Genomic DNA, 13,732 nt, shown 5'->3' with positions numbered 1-13,732 from the left:
GTCAATCGTCCTTGGGTGCGGGTAATGCCTGCAAACCGGAACCAATCCGGTCAAGGACAGTTTGGGCAGGGATGGGACCCCACAAGGAGAATTTAAGATGAAACGCCAACCACGGGTACTGGCAGGTACGGCACTTGGCCTGCTTATGGCATCCGCGCCGTTGGGCGCATCCCCGTTGCAGGGCAACGCCGTTTTCGGCCCCTTGCAGCACACGGCCGCGCCACTGATCCTGGTCCAGGACGACCCTGCTGCAGATGGTCAGCAGACCGACCAGGAACTGCCGCGCAAAAAGAAACGCCAGCAGGCCGAACAGGCAGCGCCGGCCGCCGAGCAGCCTGCACCGGCTGCAGAGCAACCCGCCCCTGCCGCCGAGGAACAACAGCCGCGCAGGAAGAAGCGGGATCAGCAGCAGACCGAGCAGGCCCCGGCCGAACAGGCCGCACCTGCCGCCGAGGAACAGCAGCCGCGCAAAAAGAAGCGCAATCAACAGCAGCAGATCGAGGCGGCGCCTGCGGATGAGGGCGGCGCCCAGGCAGCGCCGGCGACCGATGAGCAGCCGCTCAAGCCACGCAAGAAGAAGCGTGACCAGCAGCAGATCGAGGCAGCACCGGCTGAACAACCGGCCGAACAGGTAGCTCCGGCAAATGAAGAACAGCCGCTAAAGCCACGCAAGAAGAAGCGCGACCAACAGCAGATCGAAGCGGCGCCCGCTGAACAGCCGGCCCAGCAGCCTGCCGAGCAGGCAGCGCCCACCGAACAGGTGGAGCCGGCAAACGACAACAAGTCGGGCAAGAAAAAGCGCAAGCAGGATCAGCAGATTGAGGCCGCGCCTGCCGACAAAGCGCCAGACGTCAAAGTTGCGCCTGCCGGAGAGCCCGCGCCGCAGGCCGAGCCGATTCAGCCCCCGGCCGATCAGCAAGCGGCTCCCGCCGAAGGTGAACAGCCGAAGGATCAGGCGAAAAAGCACGGCAAAAAAACTGTCGGCGAACAGCCGGTGACGGGCGAACAGCAGCCTGCGACCGGTGAACCACAGCCTGCGGAGCAACCGGCCAATGCCGAGCAGCCCGCGCAACGTGAGACGCCGACGCAAGGCGAAGCCACGGCCAACCCCGACGAAGCACCCATCCTGGACAGCCAGAAGGATGCCAGGCGCAAGCACCGCAAGGACCAGGGCGGCAACAGCCAGAATGGCGACGGCCAAAATGGGAACGGCCAGAATGCTGGCGGCCAGACGGGCGAGCAGCCCGCGCAGGGCGGCACCGAGGCGCAAGCCCCGAAGCCGGCTCCGGTCGACCAGGGACCGCCGCCCACCGACGACAAGTCGGCTCAGCAGGCAATTCAGCCAGAAAAGATCGCCCCGGTGACGGAGGAAAAAGGCAAACGCGTCGAGCGTGCACCCGATGAGAACGTCCGCGACCGCCGGCGTCCGAAAGGCGTCGACGTCGTCAAGGAACTCGGCGACCGCGTCATCCTGCAGTTCAACAACCAGACGATCGTGGAAAGCAATGACGCTCCGCGCATGCACCGCGGCGCCAGGAATGTTTACTATGAGGAACTGTCGGGCGATCGCTCTCGGGAAATCGTCGAGCGCGACAATGGCATCCAGATCGTCACCATCCGCAACCGCAATGGCGACGTCATCAGGCGATCGCGCATCACGCCGGATGGGCACGAATATGTGCTGAGCTATGTCGACGAGCGCAGCTATGACGACGACAATGACTGGCGCGATCCCGGTGACGACCTGCCGCCGATGCGGCTCACCATCCCGCGCCGCGAGTACATCCTCGATTCGGAAGATGTCGAAAGCCCGGACGATTATTACGAGTTCCTCGAACAACCGCCGGTGGAGAAGGTCCAGCGCCTCTATTCCATCGACGAAGTGAAGCGTTCGGCGCGCGTGCGCGACATTGCCCGTCGCGTCGACCTCGATACATTGAACTTCGAGTTCGGCTCGGCCTCGATATCCGACACCGAAGTGCAGAAACTGGAAGGCGTCGCCACGGCCATGGAGAAACTGTTGAAGAAGAACCCGGCCGAAACCTTCCTGATCGAAGGCCACACCGATGCGGTTGGCACGCCGGAAGCAAACCTTGCTCTGTCCGACCGGCGCGCTGAGTCTGTCGCCGAAGCGCTGACCAATGCCTTCGGGATCCCGCCGGAAAACCTGACCACTCAGGGCTATGGCGAGGAATACCTGAAGGTCAACACCACGGCGCCCAACCGCGAGAACCGCCGTGTCGGCATCCGTCGCATCACCTCGCTGGTGGCACCGGTGGCGAGTAACAATTGATCTGCTTTCCAATGGCTTGAGCAGCTTTCTGGAATCAGATCGACAACAAGGACCCATCCCGGCAGATCGGGATGGGTCGAGCTGCGGACAGCAATCCCGGTTCAGCAAGAATTGTACTGGTATTAGAACCGGCTCATTGAATAGAGCGGCCGCCCTCCCCAGATTCAACCCTGGGCGTTCCCTGCCCCGTCCCGACTCCAGCGGGATGCATCGAACCCCGCCGGCCCTCCCGGCGGGGTTTTTTTGCGTCGCAATTTGCCTTGCAAACTGCGGCAAGCTGATCGAAATACCCCAGTCGACCTCAGAAAGCTGACCGGAACCGCTGCATGAAACGTCTCGAACTCGCCATCGAATCGATCATCCTCGCCTCACGCTGGTTGCTGGTGGTTTTCTACATCGGGCTGGCCCTGGCGCTCGCCGTCTATGCGCTGTCCTTCGGCAAAAAACTCTACGAGTTCGTCATGGTCGCCTTCACACTCGACGACACCGACACCATCCTGAAGATGCTCGGCCTCATCGACGCCGCACTTGTCGCCTCGCTGGTGGTGATGGTGATCATCTCCGGCTACGAGAATTTCGTCAGCCGCTTCGACGACCAGGATGGCGGTGTGCACTGGCTGGGTACGATCGATGTCGGTTCGCTGAAGGTCAAGGTCGCCTCGACCATCGTCGCTATTTCCTCGATCCACCTGTTGCAGGTGTTCCTGAATTCGTCTTCCTATACGATCGACCAGCTGATGTGGCTGACCATCATCCACCTCGCTTTCGTCGTCTCGGCGCTGATGCTGGCCTATATCGACCGGCTGATGGGACTGAGCAAAGGCAAGAAGGGCGAGGAGTGATGAGCCCCTTTCTCCCCGTTCATGGGGAGGTGAGGCTGGTCCGCACAGCGGGCGAAAAGCCAATTGCTTGGTTTTTCGAAAAACGCCGGCAGGTGGATGAGGAAGCAGCGCCGTCGGCCCGTGATTTCCGTCAGTAGATGCTTTTGACGTTCGTCGGCGAATTGGCAAATACCGCGTCCGGCACGAAAAAGTCGCCGGCCAGCGGCCCGGTCGCGCCCGGCGCATAGACCGCGAAATCGGTCACGCCCTCGGCCCGCAGCACCTCTTCATCGATGTAGAAATTGCCTGATGTCTCGCGCGATGAGCGCATGAAGATGGCGTGTGCGGCATCGGCCATGATGTCGGGTAAGCGGCTCATCGCCGCCACCGTCGCGCCGCCGAGCAGATTGCGCACCGCAGCCGTGTCGATGGTCGAGATCGGCCACAGCGAATTGACCGCGATGCCGTCCTTGGCAAACTCGGCGCTCATCCCCAGCGTGCACATCGACATGCCGAACTTGGCCATGGTGTAGGCGACATGGTTCTTGAACCATTTGGCCTTCATGTCGAGCGGCGGCGCCAGATTCAAGATGTGAGGATTGCTTGCCAACTTCAGGTGCGGAATGCACATTTTCGACACCAGGAAGGTGCCGCGCGTGTTGATCTGGTGCATCAGATCGTAGCGCTTCATGTCCGTCTCCAGCGTGCCGGTGAGCTGGATGGCGCTAGCATTGTTGACGCAAATATCGATGCCGCCGAACTTTTCGACGGTCTTGGCAACCGCCTCAGCCACCTGCGCCTCCTCGCGGATGTCGCACAAAACAGGCAGCGCCTTGCCGCCGGCCTGCTCAATCTCCTCAGCTGCCGAGTAGATCGTGCCCGGCAGCTTCGGGTGCGGCTCGGCGGTCTTGGCCGCGATCGTCACATTGGCCCCGTCGCGCGCAGCGCGCAGCGCGATCGAAAGACCGATGCCGCGCGACCCGCCGGAGATGAACAGCGTCTTTCCCTTGAGCGACATGTCTTGGCACCTCCCTTGCTACATCACTGACGCGAACCATTGCGCGGCGGCAATGCACTGCGCAAGGCCTCGGCAGCCTGCAACGGGTTACGCAACGTAGGCTCAAACGGAAAAGGGGGTTAGACCAGCACCAGGCCCTGCCGCATCGCGATCGCGATGGCATCCGTGCGGTTCGCAGCACCCAGCTTGATCAGGATCGCGGCGACGTGGAACTTTGCCGTATGCACGGAGATGTTCAGCCGCCGCGCGATCACCTTGTTGGGCGCGCCTTCGGCCAGCAGCGCCAGCACTTCGGCCTCGCGCGGCGACAGCGCCGGACGGGCGGTAGCGCCATCGTCCAACAGCTCCTCGCCGAACAGCCCGCTATGGCTTCCGCCGTTGGCGGCGCCATCGAAATCGTCGTGGCGAGCGGGCGTCGAACGCCCATCCCTGGACACCCGGTAGCCGGCCGCCGCTAGTCTGACGGCAGCCGCGATCAGATTCGCATCCGACGCCAAAGGCAGCACGGCAAGCACCCGGTTTTCTGGCCGGCCAGCGCTCGCGGATAGCAGCACCCGTGGGATTGCGCTGTTGCCACCATCGGCCCGATCGAGCCAGGCCGCACTGTTCGCAACAGCGTCATCGACGACAGCGACGTCGGCAATCCCGCTGCCGGCCACGACCGGAAGCAGATCGTCCGCCATGGCAAGCGAAGCCGACAGGCGCTCGGCACGCGCGGCATCGTGCAGCGCGATCAGCACCACGAGCTGGCGTCCGCCGCCCGCCACCTCCGGCCCACCCACCTCCGGCCCACCCGCCTCCGGCCTTGTCAGCGTGTCGCTTTCCATCGGCCCTCTCAGCTCAGCGGCTTTTCACCGACGGTCAGCGCGACATCGCGCTGCTCGCCGCCGCGCACCACGCCGAGCGTCACCGCGGCACCCGCGCTATCCGGCCCGAGCTTTCGGATCAGTTCGCGCGGGCCGTGCACGGCCTCGCCATTCCACGCCACGATGATGTCGCCCAGCGCAAGGCCGGCGGCCTTGGCCGGACCATTGTCGTCGAGGCTCATGACCATGGCGCCGCGCGCCGCGCCGTCACGGATCGGGTGCAGGCCGGCGCCGAGATAGCCGCGCGCGACATGGCCCTTTTCACGCAGCGTCGCCACGGCCCGCTCGACCGTCTCATAAGGCATGACCAGCGCACGACCACGCGGCCCGAACAGCAGCATGCCGATCAGCGCGCCCTTGGCGTCAAGCACCGGCCCGCCCTCGAAACGGCCGCCGGCATTGACGGCGAGATTGATGCGCCGATCGATGCTGCCGCCGCGCATCGAGCGCCAGGCGGGGCCGACCTCGCCGACCGAACCCGAGACGGCCAGCGCCGAACCCTGACTGCTGCCGATGGCGATGGCAAGATTGCCGGGCCGTACCGCGTCAGCCTTGGCGAGCGCAGGCGCCGCGACCGCGCCGGCCGGCTTCAGAAGCGCTACGCCGGTCGACGGATCGCGACCGACCAGTTCGGCCTTCACCGCTTCGCCCGAAGCCAATGTCAATTCGATCTCCTCACCGGCCTCGACCGCTTCCTCGGCGGTGACGAAATAGCCGTCACGCCAGTGGAAGGCGCTGGCGGTGCGATGGTGATGGGTGGTGAAACTTGCCGTTGCCGGCGCAGCCTTGGCGGCGAGATCGGCGATGGCCTCGGAAAATGCATTAAGGTTGAAGTCACTCATGATGATCTCCTGGGTTTTCTCATGCCCCAGATATCGCTCGGCAGTGCGCCCGGAGGTACTCGTCTGACGGCTAGTTACTGGTTTGACTGGCCATCTGGTCAGGTCGCGGCAGTTCGAGCCGCTCCGCACATATAGTCATCATAGCGCCTGAAAACACGGAGCCCCGCCAATGGCCCTCGCCGCCCACAAATTCGAAACCGACGACACACTGCTCGACGCCTATTCGACGACAGTCGCCGACGCCGTCGACCGCATCGGCCCAGCCGTCTGCCGCATCGAGCGCGTCGGTGGCCAAGGTGGCCATGGCTCCGGCTTCGTCATCGCGCCGGACGGGCTGGTCGTTACCAATTTCCATGTCGTTGGCGATGCCAAAACGGTGCGCGTCTCTATGCCCGACGGCGCCTCCAGCGAAGGCCGCGTGCTAGGCCGCGACCCTGACACCGACATCGCGCTGGTGCGCGCCGATGGCAGCTTCACCGAAGTCGCGCCGCTCGGCGATTCCAAGCGGCTGCGGCGCGGCCAGATCGCCATTGCCATCGGCAATCCGCTCGGCTTCGAATGGACCGTAACGTCAGGCGTGGTCTCCGCACTTGGCCGTTCGATGCGCGCCTCGACCGGGCGGCTGATCGACGATGTCGTCCAGACCGATGCCGCGCTCAATCCCGGCAATTCCGGCGGACCGCTGGTGTCGTCGGCAGGCGAAGTCATCGGCGTCAACACCGCCATGATCCACGGCGCGCAAGGCATCGCCTTCGCGGTCGCTTCCAACACCGCCAACTTCGTCATTTCGGAGATCATCCGCTTCGGCCGCGTGCGGCGCGCCTTCATCGGCATCTCGGCCGACACCACCAGTTTGCCGCGCCGCGCAGCGCTCCTGTCGCAGGTGACCACCAGTACGGCGGTGCGGCTGCGCAGCGTCGAGAAAGACGGACCCGCGGCGAAGGCCGGCCTCAGGGAAGGCGACATCATCGCGGCGATAGACGGTCGCCCGGTCACCGGCGTCGACGACCTCGTGCGCATGCTCGACGCCGAACGCATCGGCCGCGAGACGCTATGCACAGTGGTGCGCCGCACCGGCGTCAGCCAGGTGACGGTGACGCCGGTAGCAAGGGCGAGCTAAGCCTTTATCGAGGCTTGAGCACCCGCCCGAGCAGCGACACCAGCAGTCGCGCAAGGTCACCGGTCGGGTCGAGGTCGGGATCGTAGATCGTCATGTCCAAGCCGGTGCAGCGCTGGTCCGCTGCCAGCGCCGACAGAATGGCAACGAGTTCATCGGGGTCGATGCCGGGGCTGCCGGGCGAATCCACCGCCGGCATCACCGTCTGGTCGAGCACATCGACATCGAGATGCAGCCAGTAGGGACAGCCGGCGCGCGCCAGCGTCGCTCTTGTCTTTTGCAACACTCCAGCCGCGCCGAGTTCCTGCGCGGCAAAGACGTCGATGCGCGTCACGGCGGTCGCATTGATGTCGGGCCAGGCAAAATCGGCATCGCGGCTCTCGCGTTCGCCGATCTGAACCACCGCCTCGTCGGCGACGAGCGGACCGACAACACCTGGCCATTGCGCCAGCAAAGCCTCGCCGCGTCCGGTGGCAAGTGCCAGATCCATGCCGGCAACCGAGCCGAGTGAGGCATTGACATCGTAGTTGCCGGGATGGCGGAAATCGCTGTGGCCATCGAAATGGATCAGGGCGACTGCGCCCGAGCGCCGCGCGGCGACCAGTGCGCCAAGCAGGATCGAGCAGTCGCCGCCGATGATCAGCGGGAACTCGCCTTGCCCAAGCGCACGGGTGACGATCTCGGCAAGATCGAGGTTGAAGCGGCGGATCGCCGGACCATTACGCAGCCTAGTGCCCGGTTGCGGTTCGGTACTGTAGGCGGGTCTGTCGAGATCGACCACCCGCCCCGGCGCCAGCGACTCGATCAAACCAGCTTCGCTCAGCGCCTGCGGCGCACGCCAGGTGCCGGGCACATGGCCCGGCTCCAAGGGCCGAAGGCCGAGATTGGATGGCGCACGAACAAGGCAGATGTCACGCATGCGGCAGGCCCAGCTTCAACATCACCAACATAGACCGCATGGTGCGGGTCCGGCCACAGCGGCCGGAGCCGCTGCCGACATTTGCTGCCATTGTTCAGGCGCCCGCCGCGCCCGCCGCGAATTGCGCCTGAAATTCCGGGCTGAGCGGGATCGGCTTGATGACGTCGATCAGCACGCCATTGGGATCCCTGGTGATGAAATGGCGCTGGCCGAAGGGTTCGTCGCGCAGCGGGCACAGGATCGGCAGGCCGGCCGCAACGATCCGTTCATAGACAGCATCAGGATCCCTCACCTCGAAATTGAGCAGCAGCCCCGATGTGCGGCCGCGCCCCCCCTCGGGGATCGTCTCGTGGTCGCCCTGGACGATACCGAGATTGACCCGGCGATCCTCGGCAGACTGCAGATGCACATACCAGTTGCTCGCAAACAGCGGCTTGAAGCGGAAGTGATTGATATAGAAGGCTTTTGTGCCGGCTACGTCGCCCGTCATCAGCACCGGATAATAGCTCGTCGTCTTCATCTTTCTTTCTCCCGTTAGCCAACATACAGTTTGCATGTAATTCGAAATAACATACAGGCTGCATGTATGCAACGAGAAACCCCGCGCCGCTCCAACCGCGACCGCACCGAAGCGACGCGCGCCGACCTGATCGCTGCGGCGCGCAAACTGTTCATCGAAAAGTCCTATGCCGAGACCGGCACGCCGGAGATCGTTGCGGCCGCCGGCGTCACCCGCGGCGCGCTCTATCACCACTTTGCCGACAAGCAGGCGCTGTTTGCCGCCGTGGTCGAGCAGGAGGCGGCGGCGGTGGCGCAAGAGATCGAGCGCGCCTCGCCGCCTTCTTTGTTTGCCCGCAATGCGCTGATTGCCGGCTCGGACGCCTATCTCGCCGCCATGCGCGCGCCCGGCCGCACGCGGCTTTTGCTGCTCGACGGGCCGGCCGTGCTTGGCCGCGCCGCCATGGATGCGATCGACAATCGCCACGGCAACCGGTCGCTGCGCGAAGGCCTGGTTGCGGCAATGCGCGAACAGTCGATGACCAGACTGCCGGCCGATGCGCTGACCCGTTTGCTCGCCGCTGCCTTCGACCGCGCAGCACTTGCCGTCGAGGCCGGCGCCTCGGCCGAAGACTATCGCGCCGTGCTCATGGCTCTGATCGATGGGCTGTCTCCGGCTCATCCTCAGGCAGGTCGTCCGGGTCGAACTCGTTGAAGCAGCCGAGCTGGCGTTTGAACTGGTCGATCAGCCAGGCCGCCGCCGGTTTCGGGCTGCGGTCGGCGCGGTGCATGGCATAGAGCGATGAGCGCACCTCGCTAAAGGGTTCAAGGTCGAGTTCGACCAGCCTGCCGCTGGCCAAATCGTCCGCGATCAGCCAGCGCGGCAACCCGCCCCAGCCCAGCCCCTCGCGCATCAACGTATGCTTGATACGCACATCTGTCAGCCGCCATGTACGATAGGCAAAGACGCCGAAGTCGCGTCCCTTGGTGCGTTCCGACTGGTCGCTGACAACCAGCTGGGTGTGCTCTCGCGCATCCTCGAGCGCCACCGGTTTCGGCAGCAGTGCCAGAGGGTGGGTGGGGGCGGCAGCCAGCACGATCGACATGAAGCCGATGCGCACGAGATGCACGTCGACCTCGCCCAGCAAGCCACCGATGCCAAGATCCGACTGTCCGCTGACGACATGGTCGGGGATCAGACCGAGCGTGCCGATATGCAGTCGCATCATCACGGTCGGGAACTGCGCCTCGAACGCCTTCAGCACCCGCACCAGCACCGGCGAGGGCAGCGCCGCGTCAACCGATAGCGCAACTTCAGCCTCCAGCCCCTGATGGTGACCGTCGGCACGCGAACGGATGCGCTGCAGCACGCCGACCATGCGCCGGGCGTCCTCCAGCATCGCCCGGCCGATTTCGGTCAGCTGCGGCTCGCGCGTGCCCTCGCGCTCGAACAGTTTCAGGCCAAGCTGCGCTTCAAGATTGGCGATGCCGTAGCTGATGACGGACTGCGCGCGGTTAAGCTTGCGGCCGGCGGCTGAGAAGCTGCCGGTGTCGGCGACCGCAACCAGGATCTGCAATTGGTCGAGCGTCGGATTGGGTTGCACGGCATACCTACTTTATGGATGGATCGTATAGAAAATATACCAGTTTTTTGAATGGGTCGGTAGGCCCATATCAGGCGGGAGAAATCAATTCCCACTGGAGAGAACCGCTATGTCTATCCTGCTTGTAACCTCGAGCCCGCGCGGCGCTGCCTCGCACTCGACCCGTATCGCTACCGAATTCGCTGAAAAGCTCGTCGCCGCCGACCCGTCGAATACGCTCGTCGTACGCGACCTCGTGGCCAACCCGCTGCCGCACATCGACACCGATTATGCGACCGGCATCTACACCCCCGTTGAAGCCCGCACGCCGCGCCAGGCCGAAGTCGTCGGCGTCTCCGACATCGTGCTTGACGAACTGTTCGCAGCCGACACCGTGATCCTGGCCACCGGCTTCATCAACTTCAACATCTCCTCGACCCTGAAGTCCTGGGTCGATCACATCTCCCGCTCCGGCAAGAGCTTCTCTTATGGCGAGGGTGGTCCCAAGGGCCTCGTCACCGGCAAGAAGGTCTATATCGTACTCGCCTCGGGCGGCATCTATTCCGAAGGTGCGGCCGTGCAGTTCGATCACGCCATCCCCTATCTGCGCGGCGTGCTCGGCTTTCTCGGCATGACCGACGTCGACGTCATCCGGATCGAAGGCGTCGGCATGGGTCCCGACGCCGTGACCGCCGCGCTCGCCAATGCGACGGCCAAGGTCGATGCCGTGGTGGCTGCGAGCCAGCAGGTTGCTGCAGCGGCGTAAGCGCAGGCCCTTCCCACCTGCATTAAAAAAGGCAGGCGCTCCGGCGCCTGCCTCTTTTGTTGTTGCACGAATGTCGACCGGAACGGAGTAGCGCATGTAGTGAAACGCGCCGCGAGATCGCCACGTAACCGTGTACGCGTTGTCGGGTGAATTTTCTTCACATGGGTTTTATCATTCAGATAAGTTCCATTTTGAGTTTTATGCCAAGTACAGTATGCGCAAGTCACATACGTCTTAACCGCTCATGGAGACTTGTTTGTCTGAGTTCCCAATTCTCGGCATTGACCTTGGCACGACCAATTCGTTGGTAGCTCATTTTACCGAAGAAGGCCCCATATTGATCCCCAATGCTATCGGCGCTTTTCTGACGCCTTCTGCCGTGGGGCTTAGCGACAATGGTGACTTGCTGGTCGGCCAGGCAGCCAAGGACAGGCTCGTGTCCAATCCCGATATAAGCACGGCACGATTCAAGCGTTATATGGGCACGGATCACATGGTTCGTCTCGGCCGCAAGGCATTTCGACCGGAAGAGTTGTCCGCGTTCATTCTGCGCTCCTTGAAAGCGGACGCCGAGGCGCATTTCCAGCACCCTATTGACGATGCGGTTATTTCCGTGCCGGCCTACTTCAACGATGTGCAACGCAAGGCAACGATCGCTGCCGCACAACTCGCAGGTCTTAAGGTAAGCCGGCTGATCAATGAACCGACCGCGGCGGCCTTGGCTTATGGCCTGCATCGCAAGGACGATGAAAGCACCTTTCTTGTCGTGGATCTTGGCGGCGGCACATTCGACGTTTCAATTCTGGAGATGTTTTCTGGCGTCATGGAGGTGCGAGCGTCGGCCGGGGACGCATTTCTGGGCGGAGAAGACTTCACGGATATCCTTGTGGCGTTGTTGGGCAAGGATCTTGGCCGTGAAGATTTGGGAAAGGGAGATCTGTCACGGCTGCGTGCGCTGGCTGACGAAGCAAAGCACAAGCTTTCAACCAGCAAAGACGCCGATATCCGATATGTCCTGGACAGCGAACAGAAGCATCTTTCCGTCTCTGCAGATCGTTTTGAGGAGGCAACGACGCAGTTAGTCAACCGGATGAAGGCCCCTTTACAGCGCGCGATGCGCGACGCAAACCTAAGCAACGACCAGATCGACCGGATCATTCTCGTTGGCGGTGCAACGAGAATGCCAATCATCAAGTCTACAATAACCAAGCTTTTCAAGCGTTTTCCGGAACATGATCTCGACCCAGATCATGTCGTGGCCTTGGGCGCGGCGGTACAGGCCGGGCTTGCTTCCCGGCATCAGGCGCTCGACGACATCGTCATGACCGATGTTTCACCCTTCACCTTGGGTATCGAGACAAATCATCAAGTCGGACCGAATAGCCAAACCCTGCCCGGATATTTTGCTCCAATCATCGAGCGCAACACGGTTATTCCAGCGAGCCGGGTTGAGCGTTTCAATACTGTAGTTCCTGGTCAGCAGAAAGTGGAACTCAATGTCTTTCAGGGCGAGGCGCCGCTGGTACGCGACAATGTGAAGATAGGTACATTGAGCGTTCCTGTTCCCGTCAACCGCAACGCAAATGAAGCGGTCGATGTTCGCTTTACCTACGATACGTCCGGAGTGCTTGAAGTCATCGCAACGGTCGTCACCAATGGCAAGGCTCATCGACTTGTCATAGAAGGCAATCCGGGCGCTCTTTCGCAAAAAGACATTCTGCAACGCCTGGCAGAACTTGAACGGATCAAAATCCATCCACGCGAAGAAGCGTTTAACGCGGCGCTCGTCGCGCGCATCACGAAAGCTTTTGAAAATGCCTTGGGGCCGCAACGCAAGATGTTGTCGGCATGGCTTGGGGAATTCGAGGCAATCCTTGCCCGGCAACATCCCAAGGAAATCGCCGCAGTGCGATCCCAAATCACGGGAAAACTCGAAGCGTTAGAGAAGTACGATGTTTATTGATGCGTTTTCCATGCTCGGAATATCCGACCGGGAAGACGTCACCGAACGCGAGATCAAGCGCGCCTACGCTACAAAGCTCAAACTAATCAACGTCGATGAGGATCGCGACAGCTTCATTGCATTGCGTCACGCATTCGAGCAGGCGCGCGATCAGGTCAACCGGCGGGAGTATTTCAAGAAAATTACTTCCCCTGACGAGACACAAATTGCCGAAGACACCGACACGCCCGCGTTGAAGAACGTGCCACTGTCCAACGAGAGTCCGCTTCCCGCTATCCTCGAAGCACGCGCTTTGCGGGCCATGGAAGATGATATGGAGACGCTCCTTATCGAAAATATCGAACCAGATGCACCGAAAGAAGCGGCTCCAGCCCGCACGGCTTCAATTGCCACCGAAGCGCCTGCCCTTCGCGCCATGAAAGCTGTCGAGTCGCTTATCACCGAACCAAGAAAATGGCAGAGAATAGACAGCTGGCTGGCAATTCTGGATGGCGAGCTCCTACAGACGATTGATGACATTCAAGAGTTTGAAACCCGCATGCGGACCTATGTTTGCGAACAATCAGGCTTCGGCGAGCGGCAGCGTCCGTCGGCCAAGCCCTGGATGATGCAGCGCTTGCTTGACTTGCTTGACGAACGCTTTGGCTGGACACACAATCGCGGATCAAACTATTGGGAGCGTCAACAGCTTGACTGGTTGCACGCGCTAATCGATCCTGAGACGGCACCCCAATATCGTATGGCGTCCGCGCCGCAACAGGACCCTGAGCCCGAAACGATCGCACCATCGAGCCAAGCCACCGGTTCGGCGCGTCAATCACCTATTTCCGGGTGGGTATGGGTTATGATCATCTTTGTGCTTGTTAAACTTGCTGCCGCGCTTTCTGGCTCAAATGAGCCCGCGAAAACATTCTCACGGCCCGATGCCACACAACAAGTGCCCGCAGGCGTTCTTCGCGACCTCTGTCGTAATCTGTCGTTTGACGAATGTTTCAAAAAGATGAGTGGGATGCCGGAGCCATAGGCCGAAAAATTATCGAGCGGAA

General features: G+C 62.1%; 13 protein-coding genes. 7 read left to right on the top strand and 6 right to left on the bottom strand.

Features of this window, described 5'->3' with window-relative positions; genetic code table 11:
• Nucleotides 1-97: 97 nt before the first annotated feature.
• The gene (locus X733_RS161995; RefSeq protein ID WP_023817698.1) at nucleotides 98-2,293 is read left to right on the top strand and encodes an OmpA family protein; all 2,196 of its coding nucleotides are present in this window, start codon (nucleotides 98-100) and stop codon (nucleotides 2,291-2,293) included.
• A 326-nt stretch (nucleotides 2,294-2,619) separates the two neighbouring features.
• Entirely contained in the window at nucleotides 2,620-3,135 is a 516-nt protein-coding gene (locus X733_RS162000; RefSeq protein WP_023672463.1) for a TIGR00645 family protein, read from the top strand.
• 130 nt (nucleotides 3,136-3,265) lie between these two features.
• Here the strand turns inward: X733_RS162000 and X733_RS162005 are convergent, their stop codons facing one another.
• The 3 genes from X733_RS162005 to X733_RS162010 all read right to left on the bottom strand — a co-directional run bounded on the left by X733_RS162005 (nucleotide 3,266) and on the right by X733_RS162010 (nucleotide 5,840).
• Nucleotides 3,266-4,132 carry an NAD(P)-dependent oxidoreductase gene (locus X733_RS162005; RefSeq protein WP_023672462.1) on the bottom strand — a complete coding sequence of 289 codons (867 nt, stop codon included), beginning with the start codon at nucleotides 4,130-4,132 and terminating at the stop codon, nucleotides 3,266-3,268.
• Between the two features lie 119 nt (nucleotides 4,133-4,251).
• A complete protein-coding gene (locus X733_RS1000000169375) occupies nucleotides 4,252-4,959 on the bottom strand; it encodes a helix-turn-helix transcriptional regulator (RefSeq protein ID WP_155924148.1) in 708 nt (235 codons plus the stop codon).
• An 8-nt stretch (nucleotides 4,960-4,967) separates the two neighbouring features.
• The gene (locus tag X733_RS162010; protein ID WP_023817694.1) at nucleotides 4,968-5,840 is read right to left on the bottom strand and encodes a S1C family serine protease; all 873 of its coding nucleotides are present in this window, start codon (nucleotides 5,838-5,840) and stop codon (nucleotides 4,968-4,970) included.
• Between the two features lie 169 nt (nucleotides 5,841-6,009).
• Here X733_RS162010 and X733_RS162015 point away from each other — a divergent pair, with 169 nt between their 5' ends.
• Entirely contained in the window at nucleotides 6,010-6,960 is a 951-nt protein-coding gene (locus tag X733_RS162015) for a trypsin-like peptidase domain-containing protein (protein WP_023689759.1), read from the top strand.
• Between the two features lie 4 nt (nucleotides 6,961-6,964).
• Here the strand turns inward: X733_RS162015 and X733_RS162020 are convergent, their stop codons facing one another.
• Nucleotides 6,965-7,876, bottom strand: coding sequence for an arginase family protein (locus X733_RS162020; RefSeq protein ID WP_023711211.1), 912 nt, complete (start codon nucleotides 7,874-7,876; stop codon nucleotides 6,965-6,967).
• Between the two features lie 94 nt (nucleotides 7,877-7,970).
• Nucleotides 7,971-8,396 carry a VOC family protein gene (locus X733_RS162025; protein ID WP_023711210.1) on the bottom strand — a complete coding sequence of 142 codons (426 nt, stop codon included), beginning with the start codon at nucleotides 8,394-8,396 and terminating at the stop codon, nucleotides 7,971-7,973.
• A gap of 66 nt (nucleotides 8,397-8,462) precedes the next feature.
• Here X733_RS162025 and X733_RS162030 point away from each other — a divergent pair, with 66 nt between their 5' ends.
• Nucleotides 8,463-9,089 (top strand): TetR/AcrR family transcriptional regulator, encoded by a 627-nt coding sequence (locus X733_RS162030; RefSeq protein WP_023817691.1) that lies wholly within the window; start codon nucleotides 8,463-8,465, stop codon nucleotides 9,087-9,089.
• On the opposite strand, the gene X733_RS162035 is transcribed toward X733_RS162030, so the two are convergent.
• A complete protein-coding gene (locus tag X733_RS162035) occupies nucleotides 9,022-9,978 on the bottom strand; it encodes a LysR family transcriptional regulator (protein WP_023683802.1) in 957 nt (318 codons plus the stop codon). The genes X733_RS162030 and X733_RS162035 overlap by 68 nt on opposite strands.
• 109 nt (nucleotides 9,979-10,087) lie before the next feature.
• On the opposite strand from X733_RS162035, the gene X733_RS162040 reads away from it, so the two are divergent.
• The 3 genes from X733_RS162040 (at nucleotide 10,088) to X733_RS162050 (ending at nucleotide 13,710) form a co-directional block, all read left to right on the top strand.
• Entirely contained in the window at nucleotides 10,088-10,723 is a 636-nt protein-coding gene (locus tag X733_RS162040; RefSeq protein ID WP_023740183.1) for an FMN-dependent NADH-azoreductase, read from the top strand.
• 256 nt (nucleotides 10,724-10,979) lie between these two features.
• Nucleotides 10,980-12,686, top strand: a complete 1,707-nt coding sequence (locus tag X733_RS162045; protein ID WP_196813689.1) for a molecular chaperone HscC — start codon at nucleotides 10,980-10,982, stop codon at nucleotides 12,684-12,686.
• Nucleotides 12,676-13,710 (top strand): hypothetical protein, encoded by a 1,035-nt coding sequence (locus tag X733_RS162050; protein WP_155924147.1) that lies wholly within the window; start codon nucleotides 12,676-12,678, stop codon nucleotides 13,708-13,710. Before X733_RS162045 ends, X733_RS162050 begins: the two co-directional genes overlap by 11 nt.
• The last annotated feature ends 22 nt before the right edge of the window (nucleotides 13,711-13,732 follow it).

Origin of the sequence: Mesorhizobium sp. L2C066B000, from assembly GCF_000502335.1 — a bacterium.
Taxonomy (GTDB): domain Bacteria; phylum Pseudomonadota; class Alphaproteobacteria; order Rhizobiales; family Rhizobiaceae; genus Mesorhizobium.
Note: the sequence above shows the minus strand (reverse complement) of the source record. Positions and strands in the feature narration are given on the sequence as shown.

Excerpts from the sequence above, each read along its gene's own strand:
- X733_RS161995 (WP_023817698.1), top strand. The coding sequence starts at position 98 with ATGAAACGCCAACCACGGGTACTGGCAGGTACGGCACTTGGCCTGCTT.
- X733_RS162025 (WP_023711210.1), bottom strand. The coding sequence starts at position 8,396 with ATGAAGACGACGAGCTATTATCCGGTGCTGATGACGGGCGACGTAGCC.
- X733_RS1000000169375 (WP_155924148.1), bottom strand. The coding sequence starts at position 4,959 with ATGGAAAGCGACACGCTGACAAGGCCGGAGGCGGGTGGGCCGGAGGTG.
- X733_RS162000 (WP_023672463.1), top strand. The coding sequence starts at position 2,620 with ATGAAACGTCTCGAACTCGCCATCGAATCGATCATCCTCGCCTCACGC.
- X733_RS162005 (WP_023672462.1), bottom strand. The coding sequence starts at position 4,132 with ATGTCGCTCAAGGGAAAGACGCTGTTCATCTCCGGCGGGTCGCGCGGC.
- X733_RS162050 (WP_155924147.1), top strand. The coding sequence starts at position 12,676 with ATGTTTATTGATGCGTTTTCCATGCTCGGAATATCCGACCGGGAAGAC.
- X733_RS162010 (WP_023817694.1), bottom strand. The coding sequence starts at position 5,840 with ATGAGTGACTTCAACCTTAATGCATTTTCCGAGGCCATCGCCGATCTC.
- X733_RS162020 (WP_023711211.1), bottom strand. The coding sequence starts at position 7,876 with ATGCGTGACATCTGCCTTGTTCGTGCGCCATCCAATCTCGGCCTTCGG.
- X733_RS162030 (WP_023817691.1), top strand. The coding sequence starts at position 8,463 with ATGCAACGAGAAACCCCGCGCCGCTCCAACCGCGACCGCACCGAAGCG.
- X733_RS162015 (WP_023689759.1), top strand. The coding sequence starts at position 6,010 with ATGGCCCTCGCCGCCCACAAATTCGAAACCGACGACACACTGCTCGAC.
- X733_RS162040 (WP_023740183.1), top strand. The coding sequence starts at position 10,088 with ATGTCTATCCTGCTTGTAACCTCGAGCCCGCGCGGCGCTGCCTCGCAC.